Genomic DNA, 16,766 nt, shown 5'->3' on the forward strand with positions numbered 1-16,766 from the left:
GTTTCATACGGTGTGATGTAGGCTAAAATAAATCAACCGTGCGAAATAATATGAGGTGCGCCACTGATGTGCCAGAAGGGTGGGATCGCCACTGTGGCGAGCGAATCGTTCCGTGTGCCGCTCCGGTGGCGGGATCTCGACAACCAGGGCCACGTGTATCACGCCGAGTACCTGACCCTGTTCGATCAAGCCCGGACCGCATGGCTGCATTCAAGCCTGGGAGTGCGTAACCCGGACGAGTATGTGATCGCGCGTATCGAGATCGATTATCTGGACGAGTTGGTGGTGGAGATTGCTGGGCCGCCTGCCGTAGACGTCTCCTTCACGATTGAAAAGCTCGGCAACAAGAGTGTCACTACCAGAGAGACGATGACCCGCCCGGACGGTACCCAGGTGGCTACGGCATCCACAGTGCTCCTCATGTGGGACCGGGACACGCGACGCACCCGCCGTTTGAGCACGGAAGAACGCTCCCTCATTATTCCGTACCTCTCTTCGGTGAGGAGTGAACCATGAACCAGGTTCCAGTCATCGTCGCTTCGGCGCGTACACCCATAGGCCGTGCCTTCAAAGGGTCGCTTGTCGAGGAACGGCCGGACGACATGGTGGCAAAGGTCATCCGTTCAGCTTTGGAGCAGGTCCCGCAGATTGAGGCCGGGGACATCGACGAGATTCTCGTAGGTTGCGGTTCGCCGGGCGGTGAACAGGGCTTCAATATCGCCCGGGTCGCCGCCGTGCTGTTGGGCTACGACACAGTGCCGGGGGCTACGGTGAACCGTTACTGCGCCTCGAGTGTGCAGACCACCCGCCAGGCCGCGCATTCGATCCTGGCAGGCGAGGCGAGATTCGTCGTGTCTGCCGGCGTGGAGTCTTGTACGTCTTACAAAAAAGGGGAAGCCGATTCCATCCCGGACACGATGAATCCGGCTTTTGATGAAGCGCAGACTCGTACGAGCCAGATGGAACGGATCTCCGCTACGGCATGGAGTGACCCCCGCGCCGACGGCCGGCTTCCGGACATCTATATCGCGATGGGACAGACGGCGGAGAACGTCGCGAACTTGCACGGCGTGACGCGCGCCCATCAGGACGAATACGCATTGTTGGCGCAACAGCGCACGGCCGCAGCCAGTGAACGCGGATTCTGGGCACGGGAGACGTCGCCCTATGTCAGGCGGGACGGCACTGTGGTTGAAGCTGATGACTCGCCTCGGCCGAACACCACAGCGGAGGCCCTGGCCGCCCTGGCGCCAGCGTTCCGTGAGGGCGGCACGGTCACTGCTGGCAACTGCTGTCCGCTTTCTGACGGCGCATCTGCCCTCATCATCGCGGGCGACCAAGACGCCGCGAATCTGGGACTTCAGCCCAAAGCACGGATCCAGGCTACAGCTGTCTCCGCCCTCAGCCCAGAGATCATGGGACTCGGTCCGGTGGAGTCAGTGCGGAAGGTCTTGGCGTACGCCGGCATGACCCTCGCGGATATCGACCTTGTTGAACTCAATGAGGCGTTCGCTGCGCAGGTGATTGCCTGTCAGCGTGAACTCGATATTCCCTTGGACAAGCTCAACGTTAACGGCGGAGCCATCGCGATCGGCCATCCCTTTGGATCAACCGGGGCACGGATGACTAATACGCTCATCCACGCCCTTGAAGAGCGTGACCTGGAACGCGGGATCGTCACCATGTGCGTGGGGGGCGGACAAGGCATGGCCATGATTGTGGAGAGGATCTGATCGTGGCAGAGCGGTACCTGTCCGGGGCCCTCGGATTCGCCGACCTCAGGCCCGGCATGTGTTTTGAATCTGCGGGCCGGACGGTGACCGAAGCGGACATCGTCGCCTTCGCCGGGCTCAGCGGTGATTTCAACCAGCTCCACGTCGACGAAGAATGGGTCAAAGGCAACACTCCGTTCCGGAGTCGCATCGCGCACGGCTTGCTCGTTCTCTCCGTGTCGAGCGGGTTGCGTACACCTGGCTACGACGCTCTCAATATCCAGGCATATCTCTCAGTGCACCGGGACATGGTCGCCCCCACGTATCCGGGAGACACCATCGTCGCAGTGAACACGGTGACAGACGTTCGTCCCAGCGGGAGCCGGCCGGGCCACGGGGTGGTGCACATCGCGGTGGAAGTTCGGAACCAAGAGGGCGAGTGCGTGCAGCGCGGAACAGACACACTACTGATCGGGCCGCGCGAGGCCTGAGACGGGCACGTATAGCGCCTGCGACAGCGCGGCGCTTCCATGCCCGGGCCGGGCATGCGAGGAGAGGAGAGGTCCGATGAGTGAAGCCGGGAGGGCGGTCCTTATCACTGGTGCCGCCCGGGGAATCGGGCGTGCCACCGCGGAACGGCTCGTGACGGCAGGAGTCCGCGTTGCCGTCGCGGATATCCGCAGCGAGGCGGCTGAAGCCACCGCACAGGAACTCGGTGAAGGCGCCTTGCCGTTGACTCTTGACGTCTCCAGTCGGGAGTCTTGGCGTCATGCCTACAGCGTCTTGCAGGAGCGTTGGGGTAGCCTCCACGGACTGGTCAATAACGCAGGCGTGCTCCGTGATCGCACGCTGCTGAAGATGGACGACGAGGAATGGCAGCGGGTGATCGATACGCACCTGCGCGGAACCTGGCTGGGCTGCCAGATCATGCAGCCGCTCCTGGCTGAGGATGGCGGTGCGATCGTGAACGTCTCCTCCTCGGGCAGGCACGGAGCGTACGGCCAAACCAACTACTCTGCGGCGAAGGCCGGCATCGTCGGTCTGACCAAGACGGTGGCGATGGAGTTCGCCCGCTACCGGATACGTGCCAATTGTGTGGCCCCCGGCGCTATCGAGACTGAGATGACGTTGTCCGTACCAGAACGCGTCCGCCAGACCTGGCTCGAGAACATCGTCCTCGGACGTCTGGGGCAGCCGGAGGAGATCGCCAAAGCCGTCGTCTTCTTGCTGTCAGAAGAAGCTTCCTACATCACCGCGCAGGTGCTCGATGTGAATGGAGGCGAACTGCACGCATGACCACTTTCCCCTTGACGGGCTACCGTCCGTCCACGCCAGTGGCCGATCTGCTCCGGCAGGTGGCTACTCAGCCAGACAAACCACTGCTCTTGTGGGAAGACGGGCAGTGGAGTTACGCGCAGTTCGCCGACTACGCCAGACGCTGCGCTGCGCACCTGCGTCGGGGTGGGATCGAACCCGGTCAGCGGGTGGCCATCATCGCCCGGAACTCGGCGTGGCGGCAGGCATGGCAATACGGCGCATGGTGGATCGGAGCGGTCGAGGTCTCGGTGAACTACGACTTGAACGGCGAGCTGCTCCGCAATGTCCTTGCCGACGCTGAACCCGCTGTGATTGTGCTGGACGAAGAGTTCCGGGACACCGTCAGCGCGGCGTTCCCAGGGCATCCGACGCTCCTGGAGACGACGGGCGTGCCGGGCCGAAGTGATGAGGTATGCCCACAAGAACTCGACGAGCTAGCCGGAACCCCCAGACCTGGTGACCTTGCCTCGTTGATCTACACCTCCGGTACCACCGGCCCCTCAAAGGGGGTCATGCTCCCAGCCGGGTACCCTTCCGGACACGGCTACAGCATCCGGCACGTGCTGGATCTCAGGCCGGATGACGTGGGGTATTTCGTTCTCCCCTTCTTCCACGCTGATTTCCACGTCGTGATGGCGGCCGTCGTTCAGTCCGGCTCCGCGGTGGCCTTCCGGCACAAGTTCACCGCATCAGGATTCTGGGACGAGGTGAGGAGATACGGTGCCACATGGTGCTGGGTCGTTGGCTTCGTGCTCTCTGCGGTCATGGCGCAGGGAATCGAGGTGGCCCGAGGGCACACGATGCGACGGTTCCTTGGCGCCCCCATCCCCGAAGGCGCCTACGAGTTCTTCGAGGATCGCCTGGGAGTCACGATCCTCACCATGTACGGGCAAACCGAAGCTGACGGGCCGACATTCGACACGTTCGAACGCCGTCGCAGAGGTGCCGCTGGCTGGCCGAGCGTCGGCTTCGAAGTCCAGATCCACGACGACGATGGTGTAGCTCTCCCGCCCGGCGAGCCCGGCGAGCTCGTCTATCGCCCGCGTTATCCGCATATGACCATGCTTGGATACTGGAACCGGCCCGACGCCACGGTGGCTGCCTGGAGAGACCTGTGGGTCAGATCCGGTGACCAGGCCAGGATGGATGAGGACGGATTCCTGTATTTCATGGGTCGCATGACCGACAGCATTCGGCGTCGCGGCGAGAATGTCTCCGCGTACGAGGTAGAGACGATTCTGCGGCGGCATCCCGGCATCGCCGAGTGCGGCATCGTAGGGGTGCACGACGAGTTCAGCGGAGAGCAGGAGATTAAGGCTTTCGTCGTCCCGGAGGACGAGGATCGCTTCGATGTGGACGATTTCGTTCGCTACTGCCGGGAACACCTCCCTCGGTACGCCGTGCCGCGGTTCTTGGAACTGACCGCTATGGAGAACATCGTCCGTAGCGCGGGAACCGGCGTTGTGCAGAAACACCGCCTACTCAGCTTGCGGGAAGAGCAACGGCGAGCCGTATACACCATCGATGTTTCACCGGAACAGGACCGCCTGTCGGACGGTTCCGTGCCGGAGTGCGCAAAAGCTGAAGGTCCCCCTACGCGAGGAGCAGCCACATGAATGACGAGTGGAAGGCCAAACTCACTGAGTTTGAGTCCCGTCGGAAACGTGCCCGTGAGCTCGGCGGACAGCGCCGGATCGACCGCGCGCACACAGCAGGACGGTATACGATTCGTGAGCGCTTGGAACGCGCCGCGGAGAGCTTCTCCGAGGTGGGAGAATTCGCCACCTATGACGATGTCGACGCGCTGGGAAACCTACGCGGACAGCTGCCGGCCAGTTACGTTATGGGCCTGGGCACGTTCGCAGGGCGGCACGTCGCCATCGGCGGCGAGGACTTTACTGTCCGTGCCGGTGCGCCGCAGACGTATCTGGATCGGATGAAAGGCGGCCTCGGCGGTTTCATCGAGGATCTCGCCCATGAGTATCGCATCCCCCTTGTCATGTTCATGGAGGGGGTCGGCGGCGATGTTGCTGCGCAGGGGGAGAAGGGCCATTCCTACCTGGTCAGCTCTCTGTCGTGGAAGCGCTCCTATGAGCTGCTGGCCGAGGTACCCGTCCTGGCCATGGTTTCCGGTGCTTCTGCCGGCGGCACCGCCGGGCGGACGGTACTCAGCCACTTCTCCGTGATGACAAAGGACTCGGTCTTCTTTGCCGGCGGTCCGCCTTTGGTCAAACGGGCTCTCGGTAAAGATCTCACCAAGGAGGAACTGGGCGGAGCCCAGGTGGCCACCCGCTCCGGTGCCATCGACAACCTGGCCGAAGACGAGGACGACGCCTTCGAACAACTGAAGACGTTCCTGTCTTATATGCCGCAGAATGTCTGGGAGATGCCGCCGCGTGGCGAGCGGACGGATCCAGTGGACCGGCCCCTCGATGAGATTCTCGATATTCTGCCCACCAACGGGCGTAAGCCGTATAAGGCGGTCAGTGTCATCGAGCCGATCGTGGACCGGGGTTCCTTCTTCGAGATCGGCAAGTACTGGGGTAAATCCGTCACGACCGGATTGGCGCGCCTGGACGGGATCCCGGTCGGCGTGCTGGCCAGCAACCCTATGCACCTGGGCGGTGCCATGGACGCTCAGGCGGCGGAGAAGCAGATCCGTTTCGTGGACATGTGCTCGACATTCCACCTGCCGCTGGTGTACCTGGTCGATGTGCCGGGTTTCATGGTGGGCCCGGACGCGGAGCGCAACAACGTGGTGCGCTGGGGTATGCGCGCCATTCAGTCTCTCGTGGAGGCAGAAGTGCCCGTGGTCACCGTGCAGGTGCGGAAGGCATACGGCATGGCAGTCTCGGCCACGTCAGATCCGGACGGTTTGAGTCTCCGCATCGCCTGGCCCACAGCTGAATGGGGCGACCTCCCTGTGGACGGTGGCGTGGACGCCGGATTCCACCGCGAGATCGAGGAGGCGGAGGACCCGGACGCGTACCGAACGGCCGTGCAGCAGCGGATGCGCGATCTGGCGGATCCGTGGCGCACCGTGGAAGCGTTCGGGGTGGAAGCCATGATTGACCCCAGAGAGACCCGGGCGATGGTTGCTGACTTCCTCAATGCTTCGTTGCACAAAGTCCGTACCGACCTGGGACCCCAGAAACGCCAGTGGACCATCCGCCCGTGAGGCTCGAGAAGAAGGGACATGCCGCCATGGCCACACACCACGCACCCACCGATGCCACCGTCTGGAAGATCGTCAAGAACGTCGGCGACGTCGTCGCGGAAGGTGAGGAGATCGTCATCCTCGAATCCATGAAGATGGAAGTTCCGGTGCTGGCAGAGCAGGACGGCACAGTGACGAAGCTGCACGTCGAGCCGAACCAGGCCATCGCCGAGGACGAGCCGGTCGCGGACGTCGAATGAACGCGACGAGCCACTTGAGGTGGACTCGGGACGTTCAGATCGCACTTGCGGTCAGCGCCTCGGGGAGCCTGGTCGAGGACAGGAGGAGACGACGATGATCACGAAGGTCCTCGTGGCCAACCGCGGCGAGATCGCTGTGCGGGTCCTTGCGACACTACGCCGACTCGGCATCGCCAGCGTGGCCGTGTATTCCGAGGCGGATGCCGAGGCGCTGCACACCAGACTTGCGGATGAGGCTGTGTGCATCGGCCCGGCGCCGACCTCCGACAGTTATTTGCAGGCCGAACGAATCATCGAGACAGCGCGCTCCTGCGGTGCTGATGCGATCCATCCCGGTTACGGGTTCCTGGCGGAGAACGCTGGTTTCGCTCAGGACTGTGAGGACGCGGGGATCATCTTCATCGGGCCTCGTCCGGAGACCATCAGGGCGATGGGGTCGAAAATCTCTGCGCGCGCACTCATGGATGCTGCCGGAGTGCAGACCGTCCCCGGCACCCTGGAAGCACTTACCACCCTGGAGGAGGCCTACGTTGCCGCGGAGGGGATCGGTTATCCCGTCGCGGTGAAGGCCTCTGGAGCAGGCGGGGGAAAGGGCTTCCGCGTCGCTCAGGGACCGGATCAACTGGAGAGCGCTTTCACTGGGGCTCGAGGAGAAGGGGAACGCTTCTTCAGCGACGGAACGGTTTACCTGGAACGGTACCTGGACGATCCACGCCATGTGGAGGTTCAGATTCTCGGGGATGTTCACGGTAACATCGTTCACCTCCATGAGCGGGATTGTTCGATCCAACGGAGGCATCAGAAACTCGTCGAAGAAGCTCCGTCTCCGGTGGTGGACGCCGAGTTCCGCAGTCGGATCACGGACCAGGCCCTGGCCGCTGCTCGCGCCGTGGGCTACGTCTCGGCCGGCACCGTCGAAGGTCTGGTCGCAGGAGGGGAGTTCTACTTCCTGGAGATGAACACGCGTATCCAGGTGGAGCACGGCGTGACCGAACTGGTGACCGGCGTGGACATCGTCGAACAACAGCTGCGGATCGCCAACGGCGAGGAACTGAACCTCCGGCAGGACGATATCCGCATCCGTGGGCATGCCATCGAATGTCGCGTCAACGCGGAGAACGCGGCGAAGGGCTTCCTCCCGGCGCCGGGGACGATTACCGCGTATCAAGAGCCCCACGGCGACGGTATCCGGGTGGATTCAGGCGTAGAGACCGGTACGAAGGTCCTGCCGTTCTACGATTCGCTCCTGGCGAAGGTGCTCGTCGTCGCGGAGGACCGGGCGGAAGCCACGAACAGGATGATCGCGGCTCTGGAAGAGTTTCAACTGGAGGGGCCCAAGACACTCATCCCGTTCCACTTGGCGTTACTGCGGTCAGGAGAATGGCGAAGCGCCGGCACGGCGCGGGAGATCGTAGCCGATCCAAGAGCCTTCCTGGATCGCGGATGACGGAACAGTACGAATTCGACCATCTTTCCATCGGGCTGCAGGACCCTTATGCCGGGGCTACGGAGTTGAGGTCCCGTTTGGGTGCGGTGCCGCTCATCGGCGGAGTCCTGGACGATTTCCGGTATGTCCTGGCCCATGTCGGTACGGTGGATCGTGGCGGGCGGTTAGAGATCATCGGACCTGGGACGGCAGGCACGGGATTCATGAACCGTTTTCTGGCCAGGCACGGCCCGATGGCGCATCACCTCTCCTTTTCCGTCCCCGATCTCGCCGCGACGCGGACGCAGCTCCAGGATGCAGGCTTCACCTGGGTGCGGGAAGACCTGGGCTATCCTCGTTGGCAAGAGCTTTTCCTCCCGCCAGACGACGTGCATGGCCTAGTGATCCAGATCGCCAGCACACAGACGCCCCTCCCGCCCCTGCGGGAGCTCTTGGCTACCCGGAAGCGGAACTACGGGGTGATGCCGAACAACCGGGGCGCCCGCCAACCGGATTGGTGGGAAAGCGTATGGGACGTGCCGGTGGAGAATCGCGCCGTGCTGGGACCCGTGCTTCTGGACAGCACGGATCCGGCCCGTACGCATGTTCTGCTGCACTGGATTCTCGGCGCTGAGGTAGTAGCACACTCACCGGTGCCGGGCAGTCGCCTATATCGGTGGCCGACTGGGGAGATCGCTGTGCGTCGGGCGGCCACCGGTGGAGTTCGGACGGTGCTGTTGACCCAGAGCGCGTTGCCGGACGTGCGCATCGGAGGAGTCGTCCTCAGCCGCACCGACGCCCTGGGCGGCATCGGTAATCCGGGCGAGCATCCATCATAAAACGGACTCCAAGGTCCCAGGAGGAGCGCATGAGTACATCTACTGACGTCCGCCAAGAACGTCCGGGGGTTCTGCATGTGCGGATCAACCGGCCGGAGGCCAGGAATGCGATCAATGATGTCGTCGCAGGGGAGCTGGCCAGAACGTTCGAGTCGGCCGAGAACTCTCGGGAGGTCCGGGTTCTGGTGCTCTCGGGCGCGGGCGAAGGGTTCAGCGCGGGACTGGACCTCAAGGCGTTTGCGGACCACGGCGAGACCGGTGAGGTTCCGGGCCGCGGCTTTGCCGGAATCGCGAAGCGGCCTCCCTCGAAACCGCTGATCGCCGCAATCGAGGGGTTCGCCCTCGCCGGCGGTTTTGAGCTCGCGTTGGCGTGCGACATGATCGTGGCGTCCAGGGATGCGAGAGTGGGGTTGCCGGAGGTCAAGCGGGGCCTGGTGGCCGACGGCGGCTCGCTTCTTCGCCTTCCGGAGCGGATGCCCTTACCGATCGTGATGGAACTGGCGCTGCTAGGCCACACCGTTCCGGTGGAAACACTCCATCGCTGGGGAGTCGTCAACCGGGTCACTGAACCGGGTGGGGCGGTGACCGAAGCACTGGAGCTGGCCTCGGCGATTGCCGCCAACGCTCCGTTAGCGACTGCGGCCACCAAACAGGTACTGGCGCATTCATCCCGGGCGTTGCATGCTGCTGGCTGGGAAGAGCAGGCTCGAATCACACAGCCGGTGTGGGCCTCGGAGGACGCTCGGGAGGGGGCGCGCGCTTTCAAGGAGAAGCGGGACCCGGTCTTCCGAGGTTCCTGATGTACGTGACGGCGACTGCTTCAGGCTCAGACCGGGGCATGCGGGATTTTGACAGCACGCCAACTGTCGTCGATGAAGGAGATCGTCACGGTGCCGCCGTCTGTGAGAAGCGGAACGAGAACGTCAGGGTCCAACAGCGCGTGCATAGACAATCCGTCGGTCATCGCCACGAGCTCTACGGCGAGGGTTGAAGCCTCCCGTGAGCTAGCGATAGAACCTTCCTCTTTGCATTGCTGAATCAGCCTAGTTGCGGCATTGCGCCAGTTTCGGAGGTACTGCGCCACCTCCTCCTGTGTGTCTGCTTGCGCGTTCGACTGCGCGTAGTACTCCAGGAATATCTTCGTCATCGCGACTCGCCGCTCATCGAGCGGGAGAATGCTCTCGGTCATTCGGTGTAACCGTTCCATCGGCGTGGCATCGCCCCGGTGCAGGATCCTTTTGAGTTCCCGTCCTTGGAGTTGAGCGGCTCGCCGGAGCGCTCCGAGCATGAGTGCTTCTCGGGACTCGAAGTAGTGATTGACGGTGCCCGCGGACCACCCCGACTGCTTGGCGACGTTCCGCGTGGTGACGGCCTTGGTGCCACCGTTGGCGATGAGCGTGAGGACCGCGTCGGCGATCTCGTTCCTGCGCTCACCGTGATCGACAATCTTCGGCATCGAGACTCCCGTTGTGACAGGTTTCGGCATATGGCGTCCAGGCCTGATGGCCTTGCCGCGGTATTGCGAATGTACACGAGGAGCTGGGCCGCGACTTCCGCCGCGGCCCAGCTCCTCGTTATGGTGTATGCGGATGTTCAGCTGGCAGGCCTGGTGTCAGTGCCCTTACCGCTCCCCCGTCTGACGAGAGCCCTGTCCTTGAAGAAGATCAGGTAGACCCCCCGCGTCAGCAGCGGTAAACCGAAGATGATGAGCATTCCGTAGGCACCGGCGGTGTAACCCTGCGCCACGAGATCGATGATGCCGAGACGCGAGATCAGCAATGCCGCGACTAAGACCACGACCGCTGTGATGCCTCGGGTTCGTGCGGACAACGGTCGCCTTCCGAAGTCTTCGAGATTGACGCTGATGCGGGTGAGTGAGCCTTGGATCAGACCGACAGCCGTCGCCAGCAAGGTCCACCCGACCAGAAGGCCGAAGACCACCACGACCCAGTTGCCGTAGCCGCTGAGCATGGACAGCCACGGGATGGGGGATTCCATCACATCGGCGTCGGGATAGAAGGACATCAAGGAGAAGAATGTGAGGAACAGCGGAACAGCGATTAGCCAACCCAGGTTGAATGCTGCCCACGCGGCATCGGACCTGCTTCGTTTGTACCGGGATGCGGGCATGGACGAGGGAAAGATCACGAGATAAAGAGCTCCATACACCAGCCCGGAACGGATCGTATCCCACAACGTGCTCTCTGGGTTGAGCGGTGGAGCACCGGAGGTCATGGTCTCGACCATCTCGTCCGCTCGAGTACTGAGCACGAGTACCGCGAAGAGAACGAATCCGGCGGTCAACAGGATGGTACCCGTGCTGTTGAACTTCTCCATCAACTCCTGTCCGTAGAAGAGCACGACCGCAACGATGACGACCAACGCCACCGACGTCACCCAGCTCGGTATGCCAAGAGTGTCGTGCATGATGTTGCCGGCCGCGGAGATCAGCACACCGACGATCGTGAGGCCGAGCATCAGGTACAGCAAGTCGTACAACCAGTGAGCCGGTCCTACGAGTAGCTTCAATAGGCTTCGGTAGTCGAAGATCTGGTACTTGCGGCACAGTTCGAACACCAGGAATGCGAAAACGGTGAGAATGGCGAAAGTCGCAAGGACGGACAGCCACCCCTGCGGGCCGAAGCGGGCCGCGTACTCGACGCTTTCACGGCCTGTGGCGTAGGCCCCGCCTATTGCTACCGACTGAAAGATGAGGCCCCCGAGAAAGAGGCGCTTGAAGACCCCGGGGGAGGACTGGACGGGTGCGGTTCCGTTTGTTGTGGCCATGTGTGCTCCAGGGTGCAGGCAGCGGGCGCTGCAGGACATAGCCCGTCCGTGTGTGCTAGAACACTTTATTTCGGACGGTTGAACTACAACCTAGGCCAAGCAGACGTGTGATTCAAGACACGGGCGCGTGAGTTACGGCGATTTAATACGACGCCACAGCAGAAGCGGCCCGCCCCGTGTCATCCAGGGGCGGGCCGCTTCGTCTGCTCTGGAGCCCGGCGCGGCAGGTGGTGGCGCGGCACCGCGTACGGGCAGCCGGATATCAGCTCAAGGCGTCGATGAGCGTTCCGCTGAAGGCGTCCAGATCACCGGGGTTGCGGCTGGTGATGAGGTTGCCGTCCACGACGACCTCGGTGTCCTCCCACTGGGCGCCTGCGTTCTTCAGGTCCGGCTCGAGGGAGGTGTAGGAGGTGAGCCGGCGGCCCTCCGCCTGCCCGGCGTCGATGAGGACCCAGGGAGCGTGGCAGATCGCGGCGACGGTCTTGCCCTGCTCGAAGAAGGACCGCACGAAGGCGACGGCGTCCTCGTTGATGCGCAGGCCATCGGCGTTCAGGGTGCCGCCGGGCAGAACAAGCGCGTCATAGTCCGCGGCCTGGGCCTCGGCGACGGGCTTGTCCACCGGGAACGAGTCGCCGCGGTCCCAGTCGTTGTTGAGCGCATGCACCTGGCCCTCATCCGGAGAGACCAGCACGGTGGTGGCGCCGGCATCACGCAGCGCCTGCCATGGATGCGTGAGCTCCACCTGCTCGACGCCCTTGCTGGCGAGGAATGCGATGGTCTTGCCGTTCAGCGTTGCCATGTTCACTCCTATCCGGGCCGGCGATCTGTCCCGGGGCTCCTCCGGTCCGGAGCCCCGCGCCGCCCTTCATACGGTTGTCCTTGAGGTAGCGGGACAGCGCCGCTGATTATTCCTTCGGTTCCGCTGGCGCGGGAGTCCGGATCGTTCCCGGGCCGCGCTCCGGTCCGGGATCTGCATGAAACATCTCGCTGCCCGCGGGCCGCGGCGGGCTGAACACGGTTCGCGCGGCCTTCGTCGCCTGCCGTACCGCCACCTGCCAGGTAGCGCCAGCCCGAGGCGGCATGGGAGCCGGCCGCCGCCAGCACTCGGCCCGGCGCCAGGATCAGCCGCGGCGGTACTGGGCGATGATGGGGCACTCGAACGGATCGCGTGCGGCCAGTCCGACCCGGTTCAGATAGGCGATGACGATGCCGTAGGACCGCCACAGGCTGGTCTCCGTATACGGCACGTCCTCGATCCTGCAGACATCGCGGACGATCCTGCGAGCTGCGGCAAGGTGAGGACGCGGCATGCTCGGGAAGAGGTGATGCTCGATCTGGTAGTTCAGGCCGCCCATCAGCCACGTCGCCCACCAGCCGCCGGCGATGTTCCGGGAGGTGCGCACTTGCTTGGAGAAGAAGTCGAGTTTGGCGTCCCGGGCGATGACGGGCATGCCCTTGTGGTTCGGGGCGAAGGATGCGCCCATATAAACGCCGAAAACGGCCAGCTGCACGCCCAGGAACGCGAACGCCATGCCCAGCGGCAGCAGCCAGAACACCGGCACCAGCACGACGGCGAACCGTGCCGTGAGCATGCCCAGCTCCAGCCAGCGGCCCTTCACCTTGCCGGGCGAGACCAGGTACCGCACGCTCTGGTAGTGCAGGTTGAGCCCCTCCAGGGTCAGCAGCGGGAAGAACGCCCAGCCCTGGTAGCGGGTGATCAGCTTCTGCAGACCTGTGGCGCGGGTGGCATCCTCCGCGAGGAAGGAGATGGTGTCCACCGCGATATCCGGGTCCTTCTCCACGCGGTTCGGGTTGGCGTGGTGGCGGGTGTGTTTGGAATCCCACCACGAATAACTCATCCCGACGATGGCCGTGCCGAGGACACGGGCGAGCCGGTCATTGGCCGGGCCGGTCGTGAGGATCTGCCGGTGTGCCGCCTCATGTGCCAGGAACGCCACCTGGGTGAAGAGGATGCCGAGGGCGCCGGCGATGAGCAGCTGGAACCAGCTGTCGCCCAGCAGCAGGAAGCCGGTGATGCAGCCGGCGAAGCCGAGGGCCAGGACGCCGCCGACGAGCGCGTAGAACCAGCGCGTGCGGTTCAGGAGCCCGGCTTGGCGGACGGTTTTGGAGACCTCGGCGTAGGTACGCACGAGTGGCGGGAACGTAGACGCATCCGCGTACTGGGTTGAGACGGCAGGGTGGACGGCGATGGGGGAGGGTGAAGAGATGAGCACCTGCTTAATCGACGGCGACACCGCTGTGCGCCGGAAGTGAGGCGGCCGACCCGAACGCCAGGCCGCTATTGTCAGGCTAACAGCGCCGATCCCGCCGGCCGCCGGTGCCCGGTGCTTTCACCGGCTTTCCGCTTCGGACGCCCAGCTCGGGGTCAGGGGGCGGCCGGTGCGGGTCTTACCGGCACATACGGCCCGGCGGCCCGAGCATGCGGGTGGGCGCCCGGCATCCCGGAGGGGTACTCGGGGCGGCGTCGGCCCGGAAGGCAGACCCGTCGGACCGGCCGTGGTCCGGCAACGCAGTCACCTTCCCTCGCGACCGGGAACCCATATGTGTGCCCCTGGCCCGAAACAGACAGCGTCCAGAAGGCAGGGGCGAACCGGCCGGATGTGAATGGCGGAAGGCCCCTCGCCCGGTGTTCTCAAGGGCGAGGAGCCTTCCGACCTGCGCGGAGGATAGGGGATTTGAACCCCTGAGGGCGTTAACCCAACACGCGTTCCAGGCGTGCGCCATAGGCCGCTAGGCGAATCCTCCGGGAGGACACTCTACCGGAACCGGCGGGCGAACGCAGAATCGTGGGCGTCCGGACGTCCTCCGGGCGTCCAAGGGTCCGAGAGCCGGGGGGCGCCCGCCCGCGAGCACAGGTGAGCAGATGAGCCGGGGCGCCCGCCCGCGCGCGAGCACCCGTGAGCAGATTAAGCACAGCGGTCGTCATCGGCGGCCGGTCAGATACTCCTCGTCGGCTGTCAGTCCGGCGGCTGGGGCGACCCCGGTGTGCGCGGGCGTGCAGCACCATCATGAGGCCCCTTACCTGGCAGGCTCCGGCTGAGCGCGGATCCGGTGCGATTCGGCACAGCGCGCACGGCTCACGTAGACTGGTCTCCGGCTCCCCGCGCGGCGTCATCCTGTGAACTCCCCCAGGGCCGAAAGGCAGCAAGGGTAAGCGGGCTCTGGCGGGTGCGCGGGGAGTCCTTTTATGCCTCTTCCCCCGGGATGAACGGACTCTCTCCCGTGGGGCGAGCGGACTCGTTCCGGCGTCGTCGCTGCGTTCTCACTCTCCATGATCGTCTGCGGCCAGATGACGACTCCTCACTGCGACAGCCAACACCACGCCAGTCTGCGCAGAAGGCATGACCTTCCGGGTTGATACCGAGAGCGTGTGCGGCCCGGGTGTGTCACCGGCCCCGTGCGGCCCAGCCCTTCCCGCCAGCGCATGGCCTTCGCGTTACGATCGCGCCGCCGACGATGCGGTTCTGGTGCAAAGAGTTGGCGCCAGAGAAGGTCGTACTTCGTGCCGCACCCGCTCATCCCCCTTCTTCGTGCCGCGCCGCTACTCCGGCCTTGCGGTCTTCTCGCCGCCCTGTACCAACAAAAACCACTAGACCAACAAGAACCACTAGACCAGCAAGAACCACTAGATTGCGTGTCTAACTAGTAAGGCATACCATCTAGCTGTGAATCCGAGTCAGGAGTGGCCTGCGGAGTGGCTCCGCGGAGTGCTGGAGATCTGCGTGCTCCGCGCTCTGGCAGCTGGCCCCACGTACGGGTACGAGATCTCCGCGCGGCTCGAAGCGAGCGGCCTGGGAAAGGTCAAAGGCGGGACGCTCTACCCGCTTCTGAAACGCTTCGAGGCCAAAGACTGGGTGGAGGTCGAATGGAAACCCGGTGAGGGCGGTCCGGGGAGAAAGTACTACGAGCTGACCGGTGAGGGCCGTTGGCGGCTGGCGGAGATGACCGCCCTCTGGAAAGAGTTCGCCGCCGTGACCGGCGGGCTGCTCAGTGAATCCGAAGCAGCCTCTACCGCCGATGAGAAGTGAGGACAGCATGACCAAGAAGAAAGAACACCGGTACACGCTGGAGGAAGAGATCGCTCCCCACATCGACCCGCGGTGGTCGGAGGAGTTCATTCTTGAGCTGCGCCTGACCGGTGTCTCCGGTAAGCAGATCGGCGCGGCCCTGGCGGAAGCGGATTCCCACTGCGCAGAGAGCGGTGAAAGCGCCGAGGAGGCTTTCGGCGCGCCTGCCGTCTATGCACGCAGCCTGGATCTTCCCGTGCAGAGCGAAGACCGGAGCCTTAGCCGGGGGCCGCTCCCCACCGTGGTGAAGCTGACGGGCATGCTCATGCTCGTCTGGGCCGTGTCCTCATTCGTGCAGGACCAGCCGGCCTCGATCCGGCTGGGCGGCATGCTCAGCCTCGTCCTCCTCGCCGGGTTAGTGGTCTTCACGATGCGTAGTGCCGAGGCGGTCCTCAGGCTGGCGGTGCAGAGAACGGGACTCGTCATCCTGGCGAACGTCCTGGTCGTGGCCACGGTGGTGCTGCTCTCGTGGTTCCTCAGACAGGAGCTCTTCTACGTTCCCTCCGTGCTGCTGATGACGGTGGGAGCTGCGGCGCTGGTCGCCGGGACGCTCTGGGAGTTCGTGATGCTACGGAACAGGCCGGCGGCGTCCGGCGACCTGCTCATCTCCCCGCTGGAGGGGCACGAGGCGGCGGCTCGCAGGGGTGCGGCCCTGGGATGGGCGGAGTATGCCCAGGTGTTCCTGCTTCCGGCGGCGACCGGCGTCATCGTGCTGCTGTTGATCCTGGTGGGCTGAAGGACGCAGCATGGACCGCGGGGCTTCCCGTGGTTTTCCGACCGGCAGGAGAGACGATGACCAACCAGCAGGTGGGTGACGCACTCGTGGCGTTGTCCCGGTGGATCGACGAGGGCAACGCGGACCGCGACCGGGAAGCGGTGACCTGGGGGCGCCTTGCCAAGATCGCGGAGGAACACGGCGAGGCGATCGCCGCGTTCATCGGGGCCACCGGTCAGAACCCCCGCAAAGGCGTCACCCACAGCATGCAGGACGTCAGGGACGAGCTTCTCGATGTCGCCGTCACCGCACTGGCCGCCTACGAGCACCTGGACGCCCATAGAGGTCGTGCGCTGATCGAGCTGGAGAAGAAGATCACGACGGTGGCGGCACGGGCGGGAGCCACGGCGCCTCCCGCCGGGAAGTAGAGTGCTGAGCAAGCTGGGAGTACCCATCGTCTGCCGC

17 protein-coding genes, 1 tRNA gene and 1 other RNA gene are annotated in these 16,766 nt (G+C 64.2%); 14 read left to right on the forward strand and 5 right to left on the reverse strand.

The window, feature by feature from the left end:
- Positions 1-93: 93 nt before the first annotated feature.
- The 10 genes from IEW13_RS14070 (at position 94) to IEW13_RS14115 (ending at position 9,511) form a co-directional block, all read left to right on the forward strand.
- Positions 94-516, forward strand: coding sequence for an acyl-CoA thioesterase (locus IEW13_RS14070; RefSeq protein WP_188551558.1), 423 nt, complete (start codon positions 94-96; stop codon positions 514-516).
- On the forward strand, positions 513-1,733 hold the full coding sequence (locus IEW13_RS14075; protein WP_188551559.1) for an acetyl-CoA C-acetyltransferase: 1,221 nt from the start codon (positions 513-515) through the stop codon (positions 1,731-1,733). Before IEW13_RS14070 ends, IEW13_RS14075 begins: the two co-directional genes overlap by 4 nt.
- A 2-nt stretch (positions 1,734-1,735) precedes the next feature.
- Positions 1,736-2,203: a MaoC family dehydratase gene (locus tag IEW13_RS14080; RefSeq protein ID WP_229745186.1), complete on the forward strand. Its 468-nt coding sequence runs from the start codon at positions 1,736-1,738 to the stop codon at positions 2,201-2,203.
- A gap of 76 nt (positions 2,204-2,279) precedes the next feature.
- Positions 2,280-3,008, forward strand: a complete 729-nt coding sequence (locus IEW13_RS14085; protein ID WP_188551560.1) for an SDR family oxidoreductase — start codon at positions 2,280-2,282, stop codon at positions 3,006-3,008.
- Positions 3,005-4,645 carry an AMP-binding protein gene (locus IEW13_RS14090; protein WP_188551561.1) on the forward strand — a complete coding sequence of 547 codons (1,641 nt, stop codon included), beginning with the start codon at positions 3,005-3,007 and terminating at the stop codon, positions 4,643-4,645. The genes IEW13_RS14085 and IEW13_RS14090 overlap by 4 nt, the downstream gene beginning before the upstream one ends.
- Positions 4,642-6,207: an acyl-CoA carboxylase subunit beta gene (locus tag IEW13_RS14095; protein WP_188551562.1), complete on the forward strand. Its 1,566-nt coding sequence runs from the start codon at positions 4,642-4,644 to the stop codon at positions 6,205-6,207. Before IEW13_RS14090 ends, IEW13_RS14095 begins: the two co-directional genes overlap by 4 nt.
- 26 nt (positions 6,208-6,233) lie before the next feature.
- A complete protein-coding gene (locus IEW13_RS14100) occupies positions 6,234-6,446 on the forward strand; it encodes an acyl-CoA carboxylase biotin carboxyl carrier protein subunit (RefSeq protein WP_188551563.1) in 213 nt (70 codons plus the stop codon).
- A gap of 94 nt (positions 6,447-6,540) precedes the next feature.
- Positions 6,541-7,893, forward strand: a complete 1,353-nt coding sequence (locus tag IEW13_RS14105; RefSeq protein WP_188551564.1) for an acetyl-CoA carboxylase biotin carboxylase subunit — start codon at positions 6,541-6,543, stop codon at positions 7,891-7,893.
- Positions 7,890-8,711 carry a VOC family protein gene (locus IEW13_RS14110; protein WP_188551565.1) on the forward strand — a complete coding sequence of 274 codons (822 nt, stop codon included), beginning with the start codon at positions 7,890-7,892 and terminating at the stop codon, positions 8,709-8,711. Before IEW13_RS14105 ends, IEW13_RS14110 begins: the two co-directional genes overlap by 4 nt.
- Positions 8,712-8,740: 29 nt before the next feature.
- A complete protein-coding gene (locus tag IEW13_RS14115) occupies positions 8,741-9,511 on the forward strand; it encodes a crotonase/enoyl-CoA hydratase family protein (RefSeq protein ID WP_188551566.1) in 771 nt (256 codons plus the stop codon).
- A 26-nt stretch (positions 9,512-9,537) separates the two neighbouring features.
- On the opposite strand, the gene IEW13_RS14120 is transcribed toward IEW13_RS14115, so the two are convergent.
- The 5 genes from IEW13_RS14120 to IEW13_RS14140 all read right to left on the reverse strand — a co-directional run bounded on the left by IEW13_RS14120 (position 9,538) and on the right by IEW13_RS14140 (position 14,264).
- Entirely contained in the window at positions 9,538-10,167 is a 630-nt protein-coding gene (locus tag IEW13_RS14120; protein ID WP_188551567.1) for a TetR/AcrR family transcriptional regulator, read from the reverse strand.
- 137 nt (positions 10,168-10,304) lie between these two features.
- Positions 10,305-11,498, reverse strand: coding sequence for a YkvI family membrane protein (locus IEW13_RS14125; RefSeq protein WP_188551568.1), 1,194 nt, complete (start codon positions 11,496-11,498; stop codon positions 10,305-10,307).
- 262 nt (positions 11,499-11,760) lie between these two features.
- Positions 11,761-12,297 carry a type 1 glutamine amidotransferase domain-containing protein gene (locus IEW13_RS14130; protein ID WP_188551569.1) on the reverse strand — a complete coding sequence of 179 codons (537 nt, stop codon included), beginning with the start codon at positions 12,295-12,297 and terminating at the stop codon, positions 11,761-11,763.
- 322 nt (positions 12,298-12,619) lie between these two features.
- A complete protein-coding gene (locus IEW13_RS14135; protein ID WP_373283583.1) occupies positions 12,620-13,732 on the reverse strand; it encodes a fatty acid desaturase family protein in 1,113 nt (370 codons plus the stop codon).
- A gap of 447 nt (positions 13,733-14,179) precedes the next feature.
- Positions 14,180-14,264 (reverse strand) — tRNA-Ser (locus IEW13_RS14140).
- Between the two features lie 347 nt (positions 14,265-14,611).
- Between IEW13_RS14140 and ffs the strand changes: the two genes are divergently transcribed.
- The 4 genes from ffs (at position 14,612) to IEW13_RS14160 (ending at position 16,729) form a co-directional block, all read left to right on the forward strand.
- Positions 14,612-14,707, forward strand: an RNA gene (gene ffs, locus IEW13_RS14145) — signal recognition particle sRNA small type.
- Positions 14,708-15,184: 477 nt separating this feature from the next.
- On the forward strand, positions 15,185-15,547 hold the full coding sequence (locus tag IEW13_RS14150) for a PadR family transcriptional regulator (RefSeq protein WP_188551570.1): 363 nt from the start codon (positions 15,185-15,187) through the stop codon (positions 15,545-15,547).
- A 7-nt stretch (positions 15,548-15,554) separates the two neighbouring features.
- Entirely contained in the window at positions 15,555-16,322 is a 768-nt protein-coding gene (locus IEW13_RS14155; RefSeq protein ID WP_188551571.1) for a hypothetical protein, read from the forward strand.
- Between the two features lie 56 nt (positions 16,323-16,378).
- Positions 16,379-16,729: a MazG-like family protein gene (locus IEW13_RS14160; protein WP_188551572.1), complete on the forward strand. Its 351-nt coding sequence runs from the start codon at positions 16,379-16,381 to the stop codon at positions 16,727-16,729.
- Positions 16,730-16,766 lie beyond the last annotated feature (37 nt).

Origin of the sequence: Sediminivirga luteola (assembly GCF_014639315.1) — a bacterium.
GTDB classification, from domain to species: Bacteria; Actinomycetota; Actinomycetes; order Actinomycetales; family Brevibacteriaceae; genus Sediminivirga; species Sediminivirga luteola.